We start from the raw sequence: 21,041 nt of genomic DNA on the forward strand, positions 1-21,041 counted from the left end.
GGTGGGCACGGTCACTAATGTGGTCGATCCGGACACGTCTCTGGTCAACCGGGACTTCCGCTTCACGCTGGTGGATGCCAACGGCACCCCGATCACCGGCAACAGCAACTTTGCCGTGAACGCCACCACGGGCGAGATCACGGTGGGGGCTCTTGGTCTACCGGACGTGACCCAGCCGACGAATGTTCAGGTGCGGGTGCGGGTGCAGGACAAGGCCGGCACAGGCTTCTCCCATATCGAAGTCGTCACCGTCACCATCAATCCCAACGATGTAAACTCCCCTCCGACGGCGCCTGTGGTTGTCGGCAGTACGGTGCTGTCTGTGACGGAGAACGTGACCGGAGTCATCAATGTTGCGACGGTGCGATCGACGGATGATGGTCTCGGCGGCACGACCTTAGGGTACGAACTGGTCGACAACGTCAACGGCCTGTTCTCGATCACCACCAGCAATGGCCAGGGCGTGATCAGCTTCAATGGTGCGGCGCAGAACTACGAGACCAACACCAACCTGCAGGTGGAGAACGCCGGCACGGTCAACGAGCGCAAGTACTTCAACGTGCAGGTGCGGGCCAAGGAAAGCGGCACCAACGGCCAGTCCTCCGGCACCACGACGGTCAAGGTCTACCTCGATGACGTGAACGAGGCGGTCTCGGACGCCACCTATGCGGTCAACACCATGAGCGAGAGCGCTCAGCAGGGCACGACGGTGGGCACGGTCACTAATGTGGTCGATCCGGACACGTCTCTGGTCAACCGGGACTTCCGCTTCACGCTGGTGGATGTCAACGGCACCCCGATCACCGGCAACAGCAACTTTGCCGTGAACGCCACCACGGGCGAGATCACGGTGGGGGCTCTTGGTCTGCCGGACGTGACGCAGCCGACGAATGTTCAGGTGCGGGTGCGAGTGCAGGACAAGGCCGGCACAGGCTTCTCCCATATCGAAGTCGTTACCGTCACAATCAATCCGGTAACTGGCCCTCAAAACCAGGCTCCGAAGTCGATTGAGCTGTTGTCTGGTGGTTCTGTAAACGAACTTGAGGCAGCTGGAACTACTGTAGCGACGTTTGCGGCAACAGATCCGGATGACAATGGAGGCTTCATCTACTCCCTCGTCAATTCTGATGGCCGCTTCGAATTTGTTGGTAATCAACTCAAGGTCAAGGACGGCTACAGGCTTGATTATGAGCAATTAAAGTCACACAGCGTGACGGTAAAAGTTACCGATAAAAACGGTGCCGGTCTGTCTCATACTCAAGATTTCACGATTTCTGTTAAGGACATCAATCCTGAGACAACACTTGGATCAGGTGCCAATGATGTCTTCTATGGGGGGGCTGCAGCTGACACTCTGAGCGGTAGCTTCGGAAATGACACGATCTATGGTGGTTTCGGCGCAGATACGTTGAATGGCGATGCCGACAATGACACCCTGAAAGGCGAGAATGACAAAGATAAGATCAATGGCGGTGACGGCGTTGATAAGATCTATGGTGGATATGGCAACGACACTCTTTGGGGTGGAAAAGGCAAAGATTATTTCGTCTTCGATGCGGCCCTTGGCACGTCCAGGACCGATCGTAAGGTGAACTTCGATACGATTAAAGACTACAGTGTGAAGGATGACTCGATCTGGTTGGAGAACACCTTGTTCAAGAGCAACAAGACGCTCTACAATACAATCAAGAAAGGCACTGAGACGAAGGTCGCCAAGTTGGCGAGCAAGTTCTTCACGGTTGGAGACAAGGCAAAGGATGCAAACGACTACTTCGTCTATGATGCAAAGAAGCGCGTGCTTTACTACGATGCCGACGGTTCCGGCTCGAAGGCTGCAATCGAGCTTGCAAGCTTCACGAACAACAAGGCCTTGAAGAACTTCACCTATAAGGAACTCTTCTTTATCTAATAGACGACACGTTATATCAGACGATATGAAGCCGGCCTCTCGCAAGGGAGGCCGGTTTTCTTATGGACTTCATCATCAACGGGATAGCGGCTGGGATAGAAGAACGCATCTTTAAGGCCACCAATCCTGATGGCGTACGGAAGATTTTGAGGGTCGCTGAGCTACGCGTGACGCTGCAAGCCGTCATGAAGCATCCTCTGCGAAGAGCTCTCGTTCTCTATAAAGTGATACAGCGAAGAAGAGGGATGATGCCTCGCCAGTGGAACCGACGCCGGCCGAGGTGATCGTTCGCCAGGCAAAACGGATGAGGCTGAGGAAGCCCAGGCTGCAGACTTTGCTCGCTCCAGAAATAGACAATGAAAAGCCCGCTTGGGTTTGTCCCAAAGCGGGCCGTAAACAGCGAGAAAAGTTCAGGTTCAGACGAGGATAAAGTCTGAGGCTGACAACTTTAGGTTTTTATCGAGCGTCGCGAACTTGATCGCTCCGACCGCTGTACCTGAGCCATCAGCATCATAGGAGAGAGCGCCGGACGATTTGTTGTAGATGATCCGGTCGCCGGCATCCTTGGCCTTTGTGCCGATGTAGAAGGATGAAGAGGCCAGCTTGCTTCCAGTAAGCGCGGTGAAGATGTCCCGATCCAGAGCGATGCGGTCATCCTTTGTCGAGAAGCTGACGATTTTGTCTACATTCCCGCCCAGGAAAGTGTCGAAATAGAAAGTGTCCTTTCCTGCGCCGCCCGTGAGATTGTCATTGCCGAGGCCGCCATAGAGCTTGTCGTTGCCGGCGCCGCCATCCAGTTTATCGGCGCCGAGGCGTCCTTCAAGGATGTCGTTGCCGTTCATGCCCTTAATGGAATTTTTGCCGTTGTGGCCGATGAGCAGATTGGCTTTGGTGTTGCCGGTCAGATTGATCGACTTGCCTCCAGCAGCCTCGTCGGCAGCCAGGCCTTCGAGTTTGTCCTTGGTCGACATGGTGGTGTTCTTGGACACCATCCGGCTGTCGAGGCCACCAGTGTCGATAATGACATCGGCCTTCTCGTTGAACTTGTAGACGTCGTTGCCGTTCCCGCCCTTCAGGATATTCGGTCCGTCGGTCTTACCGCCGTTGCCGCCGATCAAGGTGTCATTGCCCTCGCCACCATCGAGTACGTCGATGTCATCGCCGCCATCAAGATAGTCGTCACCTGCATTGCCATAGAGCAGGTCGCGACCGTTACCTGCAGTCACTCTTTCGCCAGCTGCGCTACCCACGAAGCGGTCATCCAAAGCTAGGTCGTTGTTTGTGTTCAGGTCGACCAAAATGGTCTGGTTGGGACGATTCCAGTTCACGAATTGAATGTCGTGAATATCGATATCTGATGCCTCAGAGGCACTGGTGAACTTGATGGTGTCGATCCCTGTGGCAGAACCCTGAATGGTTTTCAGGTTCCCCAATTGAGGATTTCCGCTGAAACTAAGCGCCTTGGCAGGCAAGGTTCCAGGGGTGTCGGCAAAGCGGATCAGATCGATATCATGGAGTTCCGCAATGGATGCATTGCCACGAATTTCGACAACGTCGGTCTGAAGCTCTTCGGTGGTGCTGACCGTAACCGTTCCAAAGATCTTTGCTCCGTTGACGCCTTCATTCACGAGGAAAGTGTCATTGCCGGCATCACCCAGGATGATCCCACCGGCGCCATAAACGCCAATGCGATCGTCGCTGCTCCCCCCATTGATGGCGTCCTCTTCCTTCACGGCCAAGAGTGCTGTGAAGGCGGCAGCGCTCCCAGCGTAGGTGAAGCCAGCGGCTGAAAATGTGCTCCAGAATGTCGCAAGCGAGGGTGTGGCTGGCAAAAGATCGACGTCAAGGACATCGACACCGCTTGCGTTAGTGAGAGTTATACCAGAGACGGAGCCCCCCGTTGGCCCTCCCGCAGGCGGCGGAGCGCTATATGTGAAGTCGGTTCCGAAGAAGGTGATCGTGTACCCGTTAATTGGGTTGATCAGTGTAAAATGATCTGCATCAGATGTGGCTTGAGCAACGGCACCGACGAGGACTTCGTCAAGAGATAGATTGGCAACGTCGCTGTAAATGAAATCTGCCATAATGGCCCCCTTGTAAGCCTAGCTATTTAGGCATTCAGTTTGGGCAATATAGTATCGTTTCTGAGGATCGAGCAAATGCCGATTTCATGAGTATCAGGTCAAGCTCGTGTCTTGTGTTCCAACATCCACAGCGATCAACAACCGGTGCTGTGCTATGTTCGCTTAGGATAGCGGGCTTTCAGCAGAGCCGCTCCAGCCGAATGACTCGGCACGCTTCTCCGGCCGCCGCCGCAGGAGCATGAGGGGGGCGCACGAGCAGGGCGTCGGAGCGTTCCAGGATGCTCAGCATGGATGAGTCTTGGAGCAGATGCGGTGTTGCGACCGGGAGCATGAGGCGCTCAGAGCCTTGGGCGAGGCTCAAGGGCATGTCCTGCATGGCAAGCGAAGCTCGCATGTAATCCTGCCGCTCCTTGTTGGGCGGGAGGTCCGCGCCGAGGATGGCGTCCTCTGCTGGGTCGTCTGCGGCCCGTTGGTCCCCCACGAGAGCGCGGATAGCTGGGATCAGGAATAGCACTGCGCAAACAAGGGAGGAGACTGGATTGCCGGGAAGGCCGAGCAGCAGGGTCGAGCCAAGGCGGCCGTGCATCAGAGGCTTGCCTGGCCGCAAAGCTACGCGCCAGAAGCCGAGCTCCATGCCTTGGCGGCTCAGGGCTTTCTGCACAAGGTCGTGCTCGCCAACTGACGCGCCGCCTAGAGTCACAAGGATATCTGCGCTCGCATCGCGTGCTGCTTGGATGTGCTCATCGAGTGACTCAAGCGTGTCGCGGGCAATGCCAAGATCGATGGCTTCGGCTCCTGCTTTCTCGACCATCAGGATCGTGGCAGGCGAGCTCGAGGCAGCAATTTGGTCGGGCCCAATTGGTTCACCCGCCCGCACCAGTTCGTCGCCCGTGGCGAGAATGGCGACCTTTGGCTTACGATGCACCGGCAGCGTTCCATGACCCATGGCGGCCGCCAACGCGATGTGGCGGGAGTCGAGGCGCAGCCCCGCCTGCAGCAGCACGTCGCCGGCACGGAAATCGAGCCCTGCGGGGCGAATATGGCGGTTCGGGCGTGTTGCCTCCTTCACCACCACGTGGTCCCCGACGCGGTCCGTGTCTTCCTGCAGCACCACGGCGTCGGCACCGTCGGGAACCGGTGCACCGGTGAAGATCCGCACCGCTTCCATCGGGCTGAGAGTTCCGGTGAAGCGAGACCCTGCGGCGCTTGTTCCGATCACCTGGAGGGTCGCCGGAACCTGGGCGCAATCCCCGCTGCGCACGGCATAGCCATCCATGGCGGCGGCTGGGAAGGGAGGCTGGTCTCGAAGGGCGCTGAGATCCTCAGCAAGGGTGCGTCCGGCGCAGGAGGTAAGGGCTACATGCTCAGTTTCGAGCGGCTTCTCCACGCTCGCCAGGACGCGCGACAGGGCATCCTCTACCGAAATCAGGCTCATGGCGCCTCGTAATCTCCCGATCGTCCGCCGCTCTTCCGGCGTAGGCGGATGCTCTCGATCCGCATGCCCTTATCGGCGGCTTTCACCATGTCGTAGATCGTCAGGCACGCGACGGAAACGGCGGTGAGCGCTTCCATTTCGACACCGGTCTGACCCGACACCTTCACCTCGGCGCTCACGCGCACCCCGGGAAGGCTCTCGTCGAGGGTGCAGTCCACCTTCACTTTTGAAATCAGAAGAGGGTGACAAAGGGGAATGAGCTCGTGCGTGCGCTTGGAGGCCATGATGCCGGCAAGCCGCGCTGTCCCCAGCACATCGCCCTTCTTGGCATCCCCCTGGCGGATCAGGGCCACCGTTTCCGGCAGCATGACCACGCAACCTTCGGCGATTGCGGTGCGGCTGGTGATGTCCTTGTCCGAGACGTCGACCATATTGGCCTCGCCCGCCGCATCGAGATGCGTGAGCCTCGTCATAGGGCCTCGCCGAACAGGAGCCTGCGGGTGGCCGCTGCCACGTCTGCCTGCCGCATCAGGCTCTCGCCGACCAAGAAGGTGCGGATATTCACCTTCGTCAATCGATCGATGTCCTGGATTGTGAAGATGCCGCTCTCGCCGACGATGATGCGGTCGGACGGGATCAGCGGCGCCAGCTCCTCGCTGACCTCGAGCGATACCTCGAAGGTGCGGAGATTGCGGTTGTTGATGCCGATCAGCTTTGTGCCCAGCTGCAGGGCGCGCTCCAACTCGGGCCGGTCGTGCACCTCGACAAGAACGTCCATGCCGAGGCTGTGAGCGGTATCGATCAGGACGCGAGCCTCGTCGTCCGTGACGCTCGCCATTATGACGAGGATGCAGTCCGCACCCCAGGCCCGGGCCTCGTAGACCTGGTAGGGCTCGAACAGGAAATCCTTGCGCAGGGCCGGGAGGCCGGAGGCATCGCGGGCTTGGGCGAGGTACTCGGGCTTGCCCTGGAAAGAGGGCTCGTCCGTGAGAACGGACAGGCAGGTGGCCCCGCCCTCAGCGTAGGCGCGGGCGAGGATCGGTGGGTCGAAATCGGCGCGGATCAGACCCTTGGAAGGGCTCGCCTTCTTCACCTCGGCAATCAGCGCAGGCCGCCCTTCGGCAAGGTGGCGCTCGATGGCCTTAGCAAAGCCGCGTGGTGATGAGGCCTCGCGGGCGCGGCGCTCGATCTCGGCCTGCGGCACGGCAGCCTTCGCGGCTGCGATCTCCTGGCGCTTGTAGGCTTCGATCCGGCTGAGAACGTCGCTCATGCGCTGTCCGCTCAACTGTTCGAGACTTGGACGAGGCGGTCCAAGGTGGCCTTGGAAGCGCCGCTGTCGAGGGCACGGGAGGCGCGCTCGAGACCATCGCGCAAGTTCGCAGCCTCGTCCGCCACCACGAGGGAGGCGGCAGCATTGAGCAGGGCGACATCGCGATAAGGTGTGCAGGCACCATCGAGGACGGCACGCAATTGCGCTGCATTGTGCTCGGGGTCGCCGCCGCGCAGATCGTCCAGGGATGCGGTCGGCAGGCCGACCTCTTCAGGCGTAACGGTGAAGCGGCGGATCGCGCCATTCTCCAGCGCCACCACGAAGGTCGGGCCTGTCGTGGTCATTTCGTCGAGACCGTCCGAGCCGTGTACGGTCCAAACCTTCTGGGAGCCAAGTTCTTTGAGAACCTGGGTGAGAGGCTCGAGCCAGGCCTCTGAGAAGACACCGAGCAACTGTCGCTTGGCGCCGGCCGGGTTGGCGAGCGGGCCAAGCAGATTGAAGATCGTTCGCGTGCCAAGTTCCACCCGCACTGGCGCCACGTGGCGCATGGCGGCGTGGTGGGTCTGGGCGAACATGAAACAGAGCTTGGTCTCGGACAGGCAGCGCTCAAGGCCTTCGGGGGCGAGGCCGAGCTTCACCCCGAGCGCCGAGAGCACGTCTGCGGTGCCCGATTTGGAAGAGGCCGCCCGGTTGCCATGCTTGGCAACGGAAATGCCGCAGGACGCCACGATGATCGAAGCCAGGGTCGAGATGTTGTAGCTGCCCTTATGGTCGCCGCCGGTGCCGACGATGTCGATGGCGTTCTCGGGAGCATTGACCCGCAGCATGCGCCCCCGCATGGCGGTGACGGCGCCGACAATCTCGTCGAGCGCTTCACCACGAACCCTGAGCGCCATCAGGAAGGCGCCGCCCTGGGCTGGCGTTACCTCGCCGGAGAGCAGGTCGTCGAAGGCATCCCGCGCCTCGTCCCGCGTCAGCGACGCGCCTGTGGCGACCTTGGCGAGGTAGGATTTGAAGGATTCCATCGGTTTCAGTGCTCTGCTGGTGCGGTCGCGCGGTGCTTGGCATTCCAATCCGCGGCGAGGTCGAAGAAATTGCGCATGATCGTGACCCCATGTTCCGACAGGATGCTCTCCGGGTGAAATTGCACGCCGTGGACCGGCAGCGAGCGGTGGGACAGGCCCATCACCAGGCCGTCAGCCGTCTCCGCCGTGACAAGGAGGTCAGCCGGGCAGGTCTCCCGATCCACGATGAGGGAATGATAGCGGGTAGCCTTGAAGGGGCCGTTGATGCCTCTGAACACCGCCTGCCCACCATGCTCCACCTCCGAGACCTTGCCATGCATCGGCAGGGGCGCGTGGGATACGGTGCCGCCGAAGACCTGACCGATCGTCTGCAGGCCGAGGCATACGCCGAAGGTCGGAATTTCGGGCGAGGCCCGTTTAACGAGATCGAGGCAGACGCCCGCCTCATTCGGAGTGCAAGGCCCGGGGGAGAGCACGATCGCATCGGGACGTGAGGCCAGGACCTCGTCGGTGGTAATGGCGTCGTTGCGCACCACGTCGACGGACGTGGCGAGAGGGCCGAGCAGATGCACCAGATTCCAGGTGAAACTGTCGTAATTGTCGATGACGAGAACGCGGGTCATGGCGCGCCGACGTTCGCGCAAGGTGCGGCCCCGGTCAAGGGAAGCATTAACGCCGAGCTCATTGCCCAACCCTCGCCTGGCTGGCGAAGCGCACAGCCTCCTCGGCGGCCCGGAACAGCGCCTTCGACTTGTTGATGCATTCCTGCTGCTCGGACGCCGGATCGGAATCGTAGACGATCCCGGCCCCTGCCTGGACGGCCATGCGACCGTCCTTCACCACGGCCGTGCGCAGCACGATACAGGTATCCATTTCGCCATTGGCGCCGAAATAGCCGATGCAACCGGCATAGGGACCGCGCTTGTCCTTCTCCAACTCGTCGATGATCTGCATGGCGCGCACCTTCGGCGCGCCGGAAACCGTGCCGGCCGGGAAGCCGGCGATCAGCGCATCGAGGGCGTCGAAGCTTGGGTCGAGGCGGCCTTCCACGTTCGAGACGATGTGCATCACCTGGCTGTAATATTCGAGGAAGAAGGAATCCGTCACCTGCACGGAGCCCATCTCTGCCACGCGGCCCACATCGTTGCGCCCGAGATCGAGCAACATCAGGTGTTCGGCGCGCTCCTTCTGATCGGCCAGCAGGCTTTCCGCGTGGGTCCGGTCCTCGGCCGCCGTGGCGCCGCGCGGGCGGGTGCCGGCGATGGGGCGGATCGTAACCTTGCCGTCGCGGACCCGCACCAGAATCTCAGGCGAGGAGCAGACGATCTGGAAATCCTCGAAATCGAGATAGCAGAGGAACGGGGCCGGATTGACCCGACGCAGGGAGCGGTAAAGGGCGAAGGCGGGCAGGGGGAAGGCGGATTCGAAGCGCTGGGACAGCACCACCTGGAAGATGTCGCCGGCGCGGATATAGTCCTTCGCCTTCGCCACCATCGCCTCGAACTCGCCCGGACTGGTATTGGATACCGGCGGTTCGAAGTGAATGCGTGTCGGGTCGGTCCCGTCGTCCATGGGCAGCGGACGTTCCAGTGCGACTGTCACCTCGTCGAGGCGCGCCAGAGCGGTTTCATAGGCCGCTTTGGCGGGGGTGCCCGCCTGAGGGCGTACGGGCGTGATGAGTGAGATCTCGTCCTTCACCCCATCGAACACCACCATAACGGTGGGGCGGACAAGGATGGCGTCCGGCACCTTCAGCACATCCGGGTTAGGCTCGGGCAGGCGCTCCATGAGCCGAACCATGTCGTAGCCGAGATAACCGAAGAGCCCGGCCGCCATGGGCGGTAGATCATCATAGAGGGGCAGGGCGCTTTCCTTGATCAGGCCCCGCAGGCTCTCCAGGGGAGGCTGCTCCTCCACCCGGAACTCCTGAATCCGGTTCAGCGCCTGACGGTCGATGGACGCAACACCGTCCTGGCAACGCCAGACGAGGTCCGGATCGAGCCCGATCATTGAGAAGCGACCCCGGGTCGCACCACCTTCGACCGATTCCAGCAGGAAGGCCGAGCCCTTGCGTCCGTGCCGCAGCTTCATGAAGGCCGCAACCGGGGTGAGCAGATCGCCTACCAGGGTGGCACGCAGGACGCCAGCCTCGCCAGCCTTATAGGCCGCGGCGAACGTGTCGAAGTCGGGCGCGAGTGTCATGGCTTACAGTTCGCCGCCGGTGGCCTGACGCAAAGCCTGCTGGTTGATGGTCACCCCGAGATCCTGACGGACCTGGGCGATGTACTGGTTGATCAGGTCATCGCCAATGCCGGTGCGGAGCTGGTTCTCTGCGTTCTGTGCCTGCTGGGTGGACGTAACCAGGGGCGGGACCGTGGCGGAGGTGACCTTGAACACGGCGCGTGCATCCGGGCCGTTGGACGCATGACCAGCCTTGCCGACCGGAACGGCGAAGATGCGGTTCACGGCCTCGGCGGTGAGATCGTCTTTGGCGGCGTTTCGGGCAAGATCGGTGGCGGTTTTCACTGTCGCGCCGGCCTCCTGAGCCACGGCCTCGATGGCTTCGCCCTTCTCAAGACGCTCCGTCAGCCCGCGTGCTTTCTCGGCAAGACGCTGGGCGACCTGATCCTCGCGCCACTGGGTGGCGACCTGATCGCGGACCTCATCGAGGTTCTTCTCGCGGGAGGCCTCGATGCCGGTCACGTCATACCAGACATAGCCGGTACCGGTGCGCAGGGCCTCATTGTCGACACCGATGTCGGAGGCGAAGGCGGCCTTCACAACGGCGTTTGTCTCGGGAAGGTTGACCGGCTTACCGGCCTTGTCGAGACCGTTGGCATCCACCGCCGGGACCTGAACCAGGGTCAGGCCTTTTTCCTTGGCGATGTCCGCCAGAGGCTTGGCGCCGGCGCGCAGATCCTCGATCTCGTCATGGATCCGTTCGATCTGGCCCTGAGCCCGCTCGCTTGCGACCTCCTGCCGGAGCGCCGCCGCGACTTCTTCAAACGGACGAACGGCTTCGGGCTGGATCTGCGTTACCCGCAAGAGCACAGGACCGAAGCGGCCGGCGATCGGAGCGCTCGCCGCACCCTGCTCCAGGCTGAACGCAGCCTCCGCCACAGCTTGGTCGAGCATCTCGGCCCTGGTGAAGGTGCCGAGTTCCAGATCCTGCGGGGACACGTTGCGTTCCGCCGCGATGGACTCGAATGTTGCCCCTTCCTTGAGCTTGTTGGCGGCAGCCTCGGCTTCGGCCTGGGACGGGAAGGTGATCTGCTGGATGGTGCGGCGCTCGGGGCTGCCGTATTTCGCCTTCTGCTGCTCGTAGCGTGCCCGTGCATCCGCCTCCGATACTGTATCGGGTTTTGCCAGGGCGGCCGCATCGAGGCTCATTGCCGTCACGGCGCGGTACTCAGGAGCGCGGAAAGCGCTCTTGCGCTCGTTGAAAAAGGTCTGGAGCTGTTCGGCCGTGGGAGCGGGAACGTCGGCCGCCATGGCTGCGGTCAGGAGAAGGTAGGCGGCGGCCCTACGCTCAGTGGAATATCGGTTCAAGGCTTCCCTGGCAGCCAGGGGTACATTGATATTGCCAGCAACCGCTTCGGCGAGGTGGAGGCGCGCCATGGCGGAGCGCTGCTCCTGCACGAAACCGGCTTCGGAGAGATTGACGTTGCGGAGCGCCTGTTCGAAGAGTGCGCGGTTGAACTGGCCGTCCGCACCTTTGAAGGCAGGATTGTTGACGATCGAGGCAGCGACAAGCTGATCGGACACCGACAGACCCATCTCCCGGGCCTTTTCAGCCAGAACGGCATCGGTCACAAGGTTGTTGACCACTTGCTGGTCGAGGCCGAAGGCACGGGCCTGTTCAGGGCTGATGACCGTACGGAACTGGCGCCCGAGCCGCTGGAGTTCATTGGTATACGCATTGCGGGTCTGGTTGACCGTGATCGTCGTGTCGCCGACCTCAGCCACCGTGGAGGCGGGCGTTGCGCGGAAGATGTCGCCGATGCCCCAGATGGCGAAGCTGACGATGAGGGCGCCGAAAAAGATGGTGGCGATGGCTTTGCCGACCACTGTCTGCCCAGCCTTGCGCATGTTCCGAAGCATCGTGAACCCGTTTCCAAAAAACTCGTTAAACCTGCCGATAACCGATCAGGGGCTCTACGAAAAGGGCAAGTCTGGTTGAAAGAAGGCTCAAGCCTCTGCTAGTGCCAAGTTATCAAGCGTGACAGGAGTGCCTTATATGAGCGTCGATCGGCCGCGCCCGCTGGTTGCGGGCAACTGGAAGATGAACGGGTTGAGGGCCTCGGCCAGGGTGCTGGAGGAGATCCACGCGGGCTATACCCCAGGCCTCAAGGCGAAAGTCGAGCTGGCGGTCTGTCCGCCTGCGACCCTGATCGGTCACTGCGCGCAGCTCTCCATCGGCTCCCGGGTCGCCATCGGCGGGCAGGACTGCCATGCCAAAGAATCGGGGGCCTTCACGGGCGACCTGTCTGCCGAGATGCTGGCCGATGCCGGCGCGACCTACGTGATCGTCGGTCATTCCGAGCGGCGCCAATATCACAAGGAAAAGGACCAAGATGTCTGCGCCAAGGCGGTGGCGGCCCACCGGGCCGGCCTCACAGCCATCGTCTGCGTCGGCGAGACCCGAGAGGAGCGTGAGGCCGGCAAGACCCTCGCGGTGGTCAAGAAGCAGTTGCGCGGTTCGATCCCTGTCGAATCGAACAGCCACAATCTCGTCGTCGCCTATGAGCCTGTCTGGGCAATCGGGACAGGATTAACCCCGACCACGGCGGATGTGGCGGAGGTTCATGCGGTCATTCGTGATGAGCTGCGCCGCCTCGTCGGCAAAGCGGATGCTCCCAAGGTCAGGATCCTTTATGGCGGCTCCGTGAAGCCCTCCAACGCCGCTGAGCTGATGGCGGTGGAGAACGTCAACGGTGCCCTCGTGGGCGGCGCCAGCCTCGTGGCGGCCGATTTCCTGGGCATCGCAGGAGCTTATCTGGGGTAAGTTCGAAAAGGCGGGTTGCGGGTCTTTGATCCTGAGCCCACCTATGCTACAGGCCGCCGCAACGAACGGATTGCGAGCGGCTGTCGCCCTGTGCGCAGCCGCTTGAGGTTTTTGAAAACGATGCAAACAGTTCTCATCATCATCCACCTGATCATCGTGCTCGCCCTGATCGGTGTGGTTCTCCTGCAGCGCTCCGAAGGCGGCGGCATGGGCCTCGGCGGCGGTGGAGGCGGCGGCGGTGTGTCCGGCTTCATGACCGGGCGCGGACAGGCCAATGCGCTCACCCGCGCGACGGCGATTCTGGCAGGCCTGTTCTTCGTGACGAGCATCGCGCTCACCGTCATGGCGACCTCGACCCGGGCACCGCGCTCGATCCTCGACGGCGCTGCACCGGCGGCTCCGGGCCAGCAGGCTCCGGCTGGCGGGCAGGGCGGCAACGTGCTCGAGCAATTGCAGCGTCTACAGGGCGATCAGCCGTCGGCTCCGGCTCCCGGCGCTCCGGTACCGGCGCCCGCAGCGCCTCAGCAGTAAAATGAAACCAGGGCCGGTGCATCCGGCCCTCTCTTTTTGTGGATGGCTTTCAGGTGGTCCGGTTCGCGATTGCGAATCGGCGCCTGATGTTTATGGATAGGGGTCCATGACGCGGTACGTATTCATCACCGGCGGCGTGGTGTCTTCGCTCGGCAAGGGTCTGGCTTCGGCGGCTCTCGGAGCGCTTCTCCAAGCACGCGGTTACAAGGTTCGGCTTCGCAAGCTCGACCCATATCTCAACGTCGATCCAGGGACGATGAGTCCCTATCAGCACGGCGAGGTCTTCGTGACCGACGACGGCGCTGAGACCGACCTGGACCTTGGCCATTACGAGCGCTTCACCGGCGTGCCGGCCACCAAGGCCGACAACATCACGACCGGGCGCATTTATCTCGACATCATCACCAAGGAGCGCCGTGGCGATTATCTCGGCGCAACCATCCAGGTGATCCCGCATGTCACGAACGCCATCAAGGACTTCGTTCTCACCGGCAACGAAGGCTTCGACTTCGTCCTGGTCGAGATCGGCGGTACGGTGGGCGACATCGAGGGCCTGCCGTTCTTCGAGGCTATCCGACAACTCGGCAACGATCTCCCGAGAGGGCAGGCGATCTATGTCCACTTGACCCTCCTGCCGTTCATCCCGTCCGCCGGCGAGTTGAAGACCAAGCCGACCCAGCACTCGGTGGCGGAACTGCGCTCCATCGGCATCCAGCCCGACATCCTGCTCTGCCGGACCGACCGCGAGATCCCGAAGGACGAGCGCCGCAAGCTCGCCCTGTTCTGCAACGTGCGCGAGACCGCCGTGATCGAGGCGCGGGACGCCCGCTCGATCTACGACGTGCCGCTGGCCTATCATCAAGCAGGTCTCGACAGCGAGGTTCTGGCTGCCTTCGGCCTCGATACGGCCAAGACCCCGAACCTGTCCCGCTGGACCACCATTTCCGAGCGCGTCCATAACCCTGAGGGCGAAGTCACCATCGCCGTGGTGGGCAAATATACCGGCCTTAAGGACGCCTATAAGTCACTCATCGAGGCACTTCACCATGGCGGCATCGCCAATCAGGTGAAGGTGAATCTCGAGTGGATCGAGAGCGAGGTCTTCGAGAGCGAGGATCCGGCTCCGTTCCTCGAGGGCATTCACGGCATCATGGTGCCCGGCGGCTTTGGCCAGCGCGGCGCCGAAGGCAAGATCCGGGCAGCCCGCTTCGCGCGCGAGCGCAAGGTGCCGTATTTCGGCATCTGCTTCGGCATGCAGATGGCTGTCATCGAGGCAGCCCGCTCCCTCGCGGGCATTCAGGAGGCGAGCTCCACCGAGTTCGGTCCGACCTCACAGCCTGTTGTCGGCCTCATGACCGAGTGGCTGCGTGGCAACGAACTCGAGAAGCGCACGGCCGCCGGCGATCTTGGCGGCACCATGCGGCTCGGCGCCTATAAGGCCTCCCTGAAGCCCGGCAGCAAGGTGGCGGAGATCTATGGCGGCACGGAAATCTCCGAGCGCCATCGGCATCGCTATGAAGTGAACATGTCTTATCGCGACCAGCTCGAGACGAAGGGCCTGCGCTTCTCAGGCGTGTCTCCCGATGGCATCCTGCCCGAGATCGTCGAGTACGAAGACCATCCCTGGTTCATCGGCGTGCAGTACCATCCCGAACTGAAGTCGCGTCCGTTCGAGCCGCACCCGCTCTTCAAGAGCTTCATCCATGCGGCCGTGGAGCAAAGCCGGCTGGTTTGATGTTAACCTGGACCGTCATGCCCGCATTTTGCGGGCATGACCAGCAGGAACGAACCCCATGACCCGCCGGATCGACCACCACGTTGTTGCTGTCCAAGACTTGGATCAGGCCGGGCACTTTTACCAGCGTCTCGGCTTCCAGGTCGGTTCCCGCAACCGGCACCCTTGGGGCACCGAGAACCGGATCATTCAATTTTCCGGATCCTTCATCGAGCTGATCACTGTAGGCGAGGGCGCCGCTATAGCCCCCCACTCGAACAGCGCCTTCAGCTTCGGTGCTTTCGTTCAGGACTATCTGCGATCCCGCGAAGGTATGGCCATGCTGGTCCTCGACAGCGAGGACGCCAAGGCTGACGCTGCTCTCTTTGCCGAGAAGGGCATCGGGTCCTTCGAGCCCTTCCACTTCGAGCGAAGCGGACGTCGGCCCGACGGCAGCGAGGTCAAGGTCGCTTTCACGTTGGCCTTCACATCAGCCGAGCGCTCACCCAGGGCTGGTTTCTTCGTGTGCCAGCAGCATTACCCAGAGAATTTCTGGAACCCGGAGTTCCAGCGCCACGACAATCAGGCAACCCGGATCTCATCCGTCACCCTGGCTGCCCCGGAGCCAGAACGGCTTCGCGATTTTCTCAACGCCTTTACCGGCGTGCAGCCCGGAAGCTCCGACGGGGACGATCTGTCCTTCCGATTGGACGGTGGCCACATCGATGTCTTGACGCCCGACGATGCCGCGGAGATCTATGGTTCCATCGAGGCAGAACTCGACCAACCGTCCTTCGTGGCCTTTGCCATCCGTGTCGAGGATATCCAGCGACAGGCACGGTGGCTCGATGCGGCGGAGATTCCCTATCAGCATATTGGCAGCAGGCTCATTGTGCCGGCCAGTGCCGCCTTCGGCGTCGCGATCGCGTTCGAGCCAACGTAATGTTAACCATGTTCCCTTAAGTGGTTGAATAACAACAACCGGTGGGGGACTCTACCCGTGGCTAATTCTCTCGCGGGCTTGCCCGATTTCCTGATCTTCTTCGTGCTCGCTGTCGCGCTGGTGGGGCTGTATCTGGCCATCTACACGCTTGCCACAATGCACAACGAGTTTGCCCTGATCCGGGAGAACGTGATCTCGGCCGCAACGGCACTGGGCTTCAGCCTCGTCGGCTTTGCGTTGCCGCTCGCCAGCGCCATCGTTCATGCCCAGACCATCGTCGATTGCCTCGTTTGGGGCCTCGTCGCTCTGGCCGTGCAAATCGTCGTCTACTGGCTCGTGCGGATCGTCATGCCCAATCTCTCGCAGCGCATTGCCGCTGGCGAGATGGCGGCTGCCCTGTTCCTCGGCGCGTCGTCGCTATCGGCCGGCATCATCAATGCCGCCGCGATGACGTTCTGACGGTCAGCAGACGACCTGTCGCTCAGTCTTCCGCTTCGACCATCCGGGCAAATTGCAGGGCTTCGGTCCGCATGGAGGCCGGCACCAGCATCGGGTTGCCGTGGCGAACCGCATAGAGCATCGCGATCCGCTCGATCGCTCTAAGGTAAAGGTCCGGAATTTCGGCTTCGCCCCACTCGAAGGCCTGGTAATCCCTCAGGTTCATGTCGATCTCGTGCGCCATCCTGCTCTGGGTAAAGCCGAGGGCAGTTCGGATCGCAATGAGTTCCTGCATCTTGTCCTGATCTGACATGAGAGCGCCCCCCAAGCGCTATCGGTAAATTTTCTTAGTGTTTGCAGTGACTTCAATACTCTTTACCTAATTACCTAAGGGAAGATTACCGACTGTGCCCATTAGAGGAGAAAACTGATGTTTCCTCGTGGAATCTCCATTTCTGCCTGGCACGTCCTCCGAGGTAGAAGCTTCCATGGCATATCGCCACTTTGCCTTTCAGATCAAAAAGGCTAGTGACAGCCCATGACTGATACGAAACAGACCCAGAATGTCGTCCAGATCGGCTCTGTCCGCTTTGGAAACCACCTTCCGCTCAGCATCATCGCCGGACCCTGCGCCATGGAGAGCCGCGACCATGCTCTTGAGATGGCGGCAGCTCTCAGTGAGATGACCAGACGGTTGGGCTTGGGTCTCGTCTACAAATCATCCTTCGACAAGGCGAACCGGACTTCGATCTCCAGCGCCCGCGGCATCGGGATCGATAAGGCGCTCGCCATCTTCGCCGAGGTCAAGGAGCGATACGGGCTGCCGGTGCTCACCGACGTGCACGAGAATGACCAGTGTGCTGCCGTTGCGGAGGTCGTCGACGTCCTCCAGATCCCCGCTTTCCTTTGCCGCCAGACCGATCTCCTGATCGCGGCGGCTAAGACCGGCCGGGTGGTCAATGTGAAGAAGGGCCAGTTCCTGGCACCGTGGGATATGGCGAATGTCGCCGAGAAGGTGAAGGCGGCCGGCAATCCCAACGTCATGCTCACCGAGCGCGGCGCCTCCTTCGGCTACAATACCCTAGTGTCCGACATGCGCTCCCTGCCGATCATGGCCGAGACCGGCGCCCCGGTGATCTTCGACGCCACTCACTCCGTGCAGCAGCCCGGCGGCAAAGGCGCGACCTCAGGCGGCCAACGGGAATACGTCCCGGTTCTCGCCCGTGCGGCCGTCGCGGTGGGCGTTGCCGGCGTCTTCATCGAGACGCACCAGGATCCGGATAAGGCCCCCTCGGACGGGCCAAACATGGTGCCGCTGAAAGAGCTTGAGGCGCTGCTCGCTAAACTCAAAGCCTTCGATGCCCTGGCTAAGAACCGGCCCGTTTAGCGCCTGACCCTTCCATGTGCCATCGTGAGGGCAGGTGTGCATTCCCGCCGCTCGCGTAACGGTATGATCGTGATAGGAAGCAAAAGCTCTCTCCACGGTTCATCCGTCAGGTGTCCATGTCGTCCCGCAATCTGATCCTGATTCTTGCCGCCAGCGGCTTCGCCAGCACTTTCTCCGGCCGTGCCATCGAGCCGATGGTGGGCATCATTGCCCGGGATCTGAGCTCCACGCCGCAGACTATTGCCCTCCTCTCAGCCGCTTTCGCGCTGCCCTATGCCTTTATTCAACCCATCCTGGGGCCGGTGGGCGACGCACTCGGCAAAGAGCGTGTGATGAAGGTGGCTCTGGCGGTGCTCTTCCTGGCCCTGGCCTGCTCCATCTTCGCGCCTGATCCTTCGACACTCTTCACGCTTCGCATCATTGCCGGTGCCGCTGCCGGCGGATCCATTCCACTCTCCATCGCCCTGATCGGCGACAGGGTTGAAATCGCTCAACGTCAGGTCGCTTTGAGCCGGTATATGGTCGCGGTCATTATGGGCCAGCTCGCTGGGTCCTCCTTTGCCGGGCTGCTGGCGGAATGGGTTGGATGGCGGGGTGTTTTCACTCTCTCGACCTTCATGATCGCCCTGGCTCTCGCCGCGACCGTCATCGGATTCAGGGGAGCCGTGGCAGGAGGTCAGTTCGATTTGCGAAGCGCGCTCCTGCGCTACCGGGAAATCCTGTCCAACTCCCGCGCGCTGACTCTCTTCAGCCTCGTCTTCGTTGAGGCCATCGCCATTTTCGGCATCTTCCCCTATGTGGCGCCCTTGCTCGAGGAGAGGGGCGGCGGTGGCGCCACTGAGGCCGGCTTCGCCCTTGGCGGTTTCGCCATCGGCGGGCTTGTCTTCTCTACACTCATCGGCTGGATGCTGAAGCGGCTCGGCATCAGCCGCATTCTCGTAGGCGGCGGCTTCTCCGCTGGCGCTGCGCTCGTCATGCTCGGGCTGGGCGGCGATTGGAAACTCGATGCCGCCGCCATGCTCTTCCTGGGGCTAGGCTTCTACATGCTCCACAATACCTTCCAGGCCCAGGTGACCGAGGTGGCGCCGGGCGCCCGTGCTTCTGCTGTCGCACTCCACGCCTTCTCGTTCTTCTGCGGGCAGGCCCTGGGCGTCGTGCTGATGGGCTTTGGGTTGCGCAATATCGGACTGACCGGGGCAACATCCGTTGCCGCCCTGATCATCCTGGGTGTCGGCCTTACCGCCTCTTATGTCCTGACTCGACCAGCCGTTCAACGCGCCCGGTAGGGGGCGACGCCCTGGTCGGGCAGCCAGAGGTTCTTCGGCAGATCGCCTGTCTGCCAGAAAACGTCGATCGGGATGCCGCCACGGGGATACCAATAACCGCCGATGCGCAGATAACGGGGCTCCAAAAGGTCGGCGAGGCGCTTTCCGATGGCCACCGTGCAATCCTCATGGAAGGCGCCATGGTTGCGGAAGCTGTGCATGTAGAGCTTCAGCGACTTCGATTCGACGAGCCAGGGCCCGGGCGCGTAGTCGATCACCAGGATCGCGAAGTCCGGCTGTCCCGTTACCGGGCAGAGCGAGGTGAATTCCGGCACGGTGAAACGGGCCAGGTAGTCGGTATCGGGATGCGGGTTCGGCACCCGGTCGAGCTGCGCGGCTTCCGGAGAATCGGGGAGGGCGCTTGCCTGACCGAGCTGGAGAGTGGGTTCCGTCATATGATTTCGCCTTGGATCGAGAAAAGGAAGCTCTTGCCGTCCTTGCTCACCTGGGTATTTCGGTCAATAAGCCAATCCATGACTTGAGGCCGCACCCGCTTCCGGGCTGCCCCGGCCGCACTTCAGCCAGCAGGAGCCTGCCTTATGACAGCGATCATCGACGTCTTCGCCCGCCAGATTCTCGACAGCCGAGGCAACCCCACCGTCGAGGTGGATGTCACCCTCGAAGACGGCTCCATGGGCCGCGCCGCCGTGCCCTCCGGTGCCTCCACCGGCGCCCATGAGGCGGTCGAGCTGCGAGACGGCGACAAGAAGGTCTATCTCGGCAAGGGCGTGCTCAAGGCCGTCGACGCGGTGAACAACGAAATCCTGGATGCCATCGGCGGCATGGATGCGGAAGAGCAGGTCGCCATCGACGAGACGATGATCGAGCTCGACGGCACCCTGAACAAGGCACGCCTCGGCGCCAACGCCATCCTGGGCGTCTCGCTGGCGGTCGCCAAGGCCGCGGCGGAAGCTTCCACTTTGCCTCTCTACCGCTACGTCGGCGGCACGCAGGCCCGCGTTCTGCCGGTGCCGATGATGAACATCATCAATGGCGGCGCGCATGCGGACAATCCCATCGACTTCCAGGAATTCATGATCCTTCCGGTTGGCGCGCCGACGCTCGCCGAGGCCGTCCGTATGGGCGCCGAGGTGTTCCACACCCTCAAGAAGGCCCTGAAGGATGCCGGCCACAACACAAATGTGGGCGACGAGGGTGGTTTCGCTCCGAACCTGCCTTCCGCCGAAGCGGCCCTCGACTTCATCATGAAGTCCATCGAGCAGGCCGGCTACGAGCCGGGCAAGGACATGGTGATCGGCCTCGATTGCGCGGCCACCGAGTTCTTCAAGAACGGCGCTTACCATTATGAGGGCACCGGCCAGACACTCAGCCCGCAGCAGCAGGCCGAGTACCTCGCGAAGCTCGTCTCCGCCTATCCCATCGCCACCATCGAGGACGGCATGTCCGAGGACGATTGGGAGGGCTGGAAGGCCGTGACCGACTTGGTTGGCTCCAAGTGCCAGCTCGTGGGAGACGATCTTTTCGTCACCAACGTGAACCGCCTGTCGCAGGGCATCAAGCAGGGCGTCGCCAACTCGCTGCTCGTGAAGGTCAACCAGATCGGCTCTCTTACCGAGACCCTGGCCGCTGTCGACATGGCCCATCGGGCTGGCTACACCGCCGTCATGTCTCACCGCTCGGGCGAGACGGAGGATTCCACCATCGCGGATCTCGCGGTGGCGACGAATTGCGGGCAGATCAAGACCGGCTCGCTTGCCCGCTCAGACAGACTGGCGAAGTACAACCAGCTCATTCGCATCGAGGAGGAGCTAGGCTCGCAGGCGCACTACGCAGGACGTGCCGCGTTGAAGGCGCTGGCCTGATCATATAGGCCGAGTTTTTACGTTCATCATTTCTCGTCATGGCCGGGCTCGTCCCGGCCATCTCGATTCAGAAAGGCGCTGTGCAATCGAGATCACCGGCACAAGGCTGGTGATGACAGGCAAGGTGCGTCCCTAACACCTCCTTAACCATG

19 protein-coding genes are annotated in these 21,041 nt (G+C 61.7%); 9 read left to right on the top strand and 10 right to left on the bottom strand.

Going from position 1 to position 21,041, the window contains the following annotated elements:
• Positions 1-1,909 (top strand): cadherin domain-containing protein (locus tag I2H36_RS18080; protein WP_196265301.1); only part of this gene is annotated, 1,909 nt, incomplete at its 5' end.
• Positions 1,910-2,325: 416 nt separating this feature from the next.
• Here the strand turns inward: I2H36_RS18080 and I2H36_RS18085 are convergent.
• From I2H36_RS18085 to I2H36_RS18120, 8 genes are all read right to left on the bottom strand, one after another.
• Positions 2,326-3,993 (bottom strand): calcium-binding protein, encoded by a 1,668-nt coding sequence (locus tag I2H36_RS18085; RefSeq protein ID WP_196265302.1) that lies wholly within the window; start codon positions 3,991-3,993, stop codon positions 2,326-2,328.
• 178 nt (positions 3,994-4,171) lie between these two features.
• Entirely contained in the window at positions 4,172-5,428 is a 1,257-nt protein-coding gene (locus I2H36_RS18090; RefSeq protein ID WP_196265303.1) for a molybdopterin molybdotransferase MoeA, read from the bottom strand.
• Complete coding sequence (moaC, locus tag I2H36_RS18095; protein ID WP_196265304.1) at positions 5,425-5,901, bottom strand: cyclic pyranopterin monophosphate synthase MoaC; 477 nt, start codon at positions 5,899-5,901, stop codon at positions 5,425-5,427. The genes I2H36_RS18090 and moaC overlap by 4 nt, the downstream gene beginning before the upstream one ends.
• Complete coding sequence (gene trpC / locus I2H36_RS18100) at positions 5,898-6,698, bottom strand: indole-3-glycerol phosphate synthase TrpC (protein WP_196265305.1); 801 nt, start codon at positions 6,696-6,698, stop codon at positions 5,898-5,900. Before trpC ends, moaC begins: the two co-directional genes overlap by 4 nt.
• An 11-nt stretch (positions 6,699-6,709) precedes the next feature.
• A complete protein-coding gene (gene trpD / locus I2H36_RS18105) occupies positions 6,710-7,723 on the bottom strand; it encodes an anthranilate phosphoribosyltransferase (RefSeq protein WP_196265306.1) in 1,014 nt (337 codons plus the stop codon).
• 5 nt (positions 7,724-7,728) lie between these two features.
• A complete protein-coding gene (locus tag I2H36_RS18110) occupies positions 7,729-8,346 on the bottom strand; it encodes an anthranilate synthase component II (protein ID WP_196265358.1) in 618 nt (205 codons plus the stop codon).
• A gap of 58 nt (positions 8,347-8,404) precedes the next feature.
• A complete protein-coding gene (trpE, locus tag I2H36_RS18115) occupies positions 8,405-9,925 on the bottom strand; it encodes an anthranilate synthase component I (protein ID WP_196265307.1) in 1,521 nt (506 codons plus the stop codon).
• 3 nt (positions 9,926-9,928) lie between these two features.
• Positions 9,929-11,812, bottom strand: coding sequence for a SurA N-terminal domain-containing protein (locus I2H36_RS18120; protein WP_246718897.1), 1,884 nt, complete (start codon positions 11,810-11,812; stop codon positions 9,929-9,931).
• Positions 11,813-11,960: 148 nt separating this feature from the next.
• Between I2H36_RS18120 and tpiA the strand changes: the two genes are divergently transcribed.
• The 5 genes from tpiA (at position 11,961) to I2H36_RS18145 (ending at position 16,375) form a co-directional block, all read left to right on the top strand.
• The gene (tpiA, locus tag I2H36_RS18125) at positions 11,961-12,728 is read left to right on the top strand and encodes a triose-phosphate isomerase (protein ID WP_196265309.1); all 768 of its coding nucleotides are present in this window, start codon (positions 11,961-11,963) and stop codon (positions 12,726-12,728) included.
• A 120-nt stretch (positions 12,729-12,848) separates the two neighbouring features.
• Positions 12,849-13,259 carry a preprotein translocase subunit SecG gene (gene secG, locus I2H36_RS18130; protein ID WP_196265310.1) on the top strand — a complete coding sequence of 137 codons (411 nt, stop codon included), beginning with the start codon at positions 12,849-12,851 and terminating at the stop codon, positions 13,257-13,259.
• Positions 13,260-13,365: 106 nt separating this feature from the next.
• A complete protein-coding gene (pyrG, locus tag I2H36_RS18135) occupies positions 13,366-14,994 on the top strand; it encodes a CTP synthase (RefSeq protein ID WP_196265311.1) in 1,629 nt (542 codons plus the stop codon).
• A 58-nt stretch (positions 14,995-15,052) separates the two neighbouring features.
• On the top strand, positions 15,053-15,916 hold the full coding sequence (locus I2H36_RS18140) for a VOC family protein (protein ID WP_196265312.1): 864 nt from the start codon (positions 15,053-15,055) through the stop codon (positions 15,914-15,916).
• Between the two features lie 57 nt (positions 15,917-15,973).
• Positions 15,974-16,375, top strand: a complete 402-nt coding sequence (locus tag I2H36_RS18145) for a DUF350 domain-containing protein (protein ID WP_190848289.1) — start codon at positions 15,974-15,976, stop codon at positions 16,373-16,375.
• Positions 16,376-16,397: 22 nt separating this feature from the next.
• On the opposite strand, the gene I2H36_RS18150 is transcribed toward I2H36_RS18145, so the two are convergent.
• A complete protein-coding gene (locus I2H36_RS18150; RefSeq protein ID WP_196265313.1) occupies positions 16,398-16,667 on the bottom strand; it encodes a helix-turn-helix domain-containing protein in 270 nt (89 codons plus the stop codon).
• Between the two features lie 225 nt (positions 16,668-16,892).
• On the opposite strand from I2H36_RS18150, the gene kdsA reads away from it, so the two are divergent.
• Both kdsA and I2H36_RS18160 read left to right on the top strand, forming a co-directional pair.
• On the top strand, positions 16,893-17,741 hold the full coding sequence (gene kdsA, locus I2H36_RS18155) for a 3-deoxy-8-phosphooctulonate synthase (RefSeq protein WP_196265314.1): 849 nt from the start codon (positions 16,893-16,895) through the stop codon (positions 17,739-17,741).
• A gap of 116 nt (positions 17,742-17,857) precedes the next feature.
• On the top strand, positions 17,858-19,027 hold the full coding sequence (locus I2H36_RS18160) for an MFS transporter (RefSeq protein WP_196265315.1): 1,170 nt from the start codon (positions 17,858-17,860) through the stop codon (positions 19,025-19,027).
• On the opposite strand, the gene queF is transcribed toward I2H36_RS18160, so the two are convergent.
• The gene (gene queF / locus I2H36_RS18165; protein WP_196265316.1) at positions 19,012-19,461 is read right to left on the bottom strand and encodes a preQ(1) synthase; all 450 of its coding nucleotides are present in this window, start codon (positions 19,459-19,461) and stop codon (positions 19,012-19,014) included. The two genes, I2H36_RS18160 and queF, sit on opposite strands and share 16 nt — an antisense overlap.
• A 144-nt stretch (positions 19,462-19,605) precedes the next feature.
• On the opposite strand from queF, the gene eno reads away from it, so the two are divergent.
• Complete coding sequence (gene eno, locus I2H36_RS18170; RefSeq protein WP_196265317.1) at positions 19,606-20,889, top strand: phosphopyruvate hydratase; 1,284 nt, start codon at positions 19,606-19,608, stop codon at positions 20,887-20,889.
• The last annotated feature ends 152 nt before the right edge of the window (positions 20,890-21,041 follow it).

It is taken from the genome of Microvirga terrestris, assembly GCF_015694425.1.
Taxonomy (GTDB): domain Bacteria; phylum Pseudomonadota; class Alphaproteobacteria; order Rhizobiales; family Beijerinckiaceae; genus Microvirga; species Microvirga terrestris.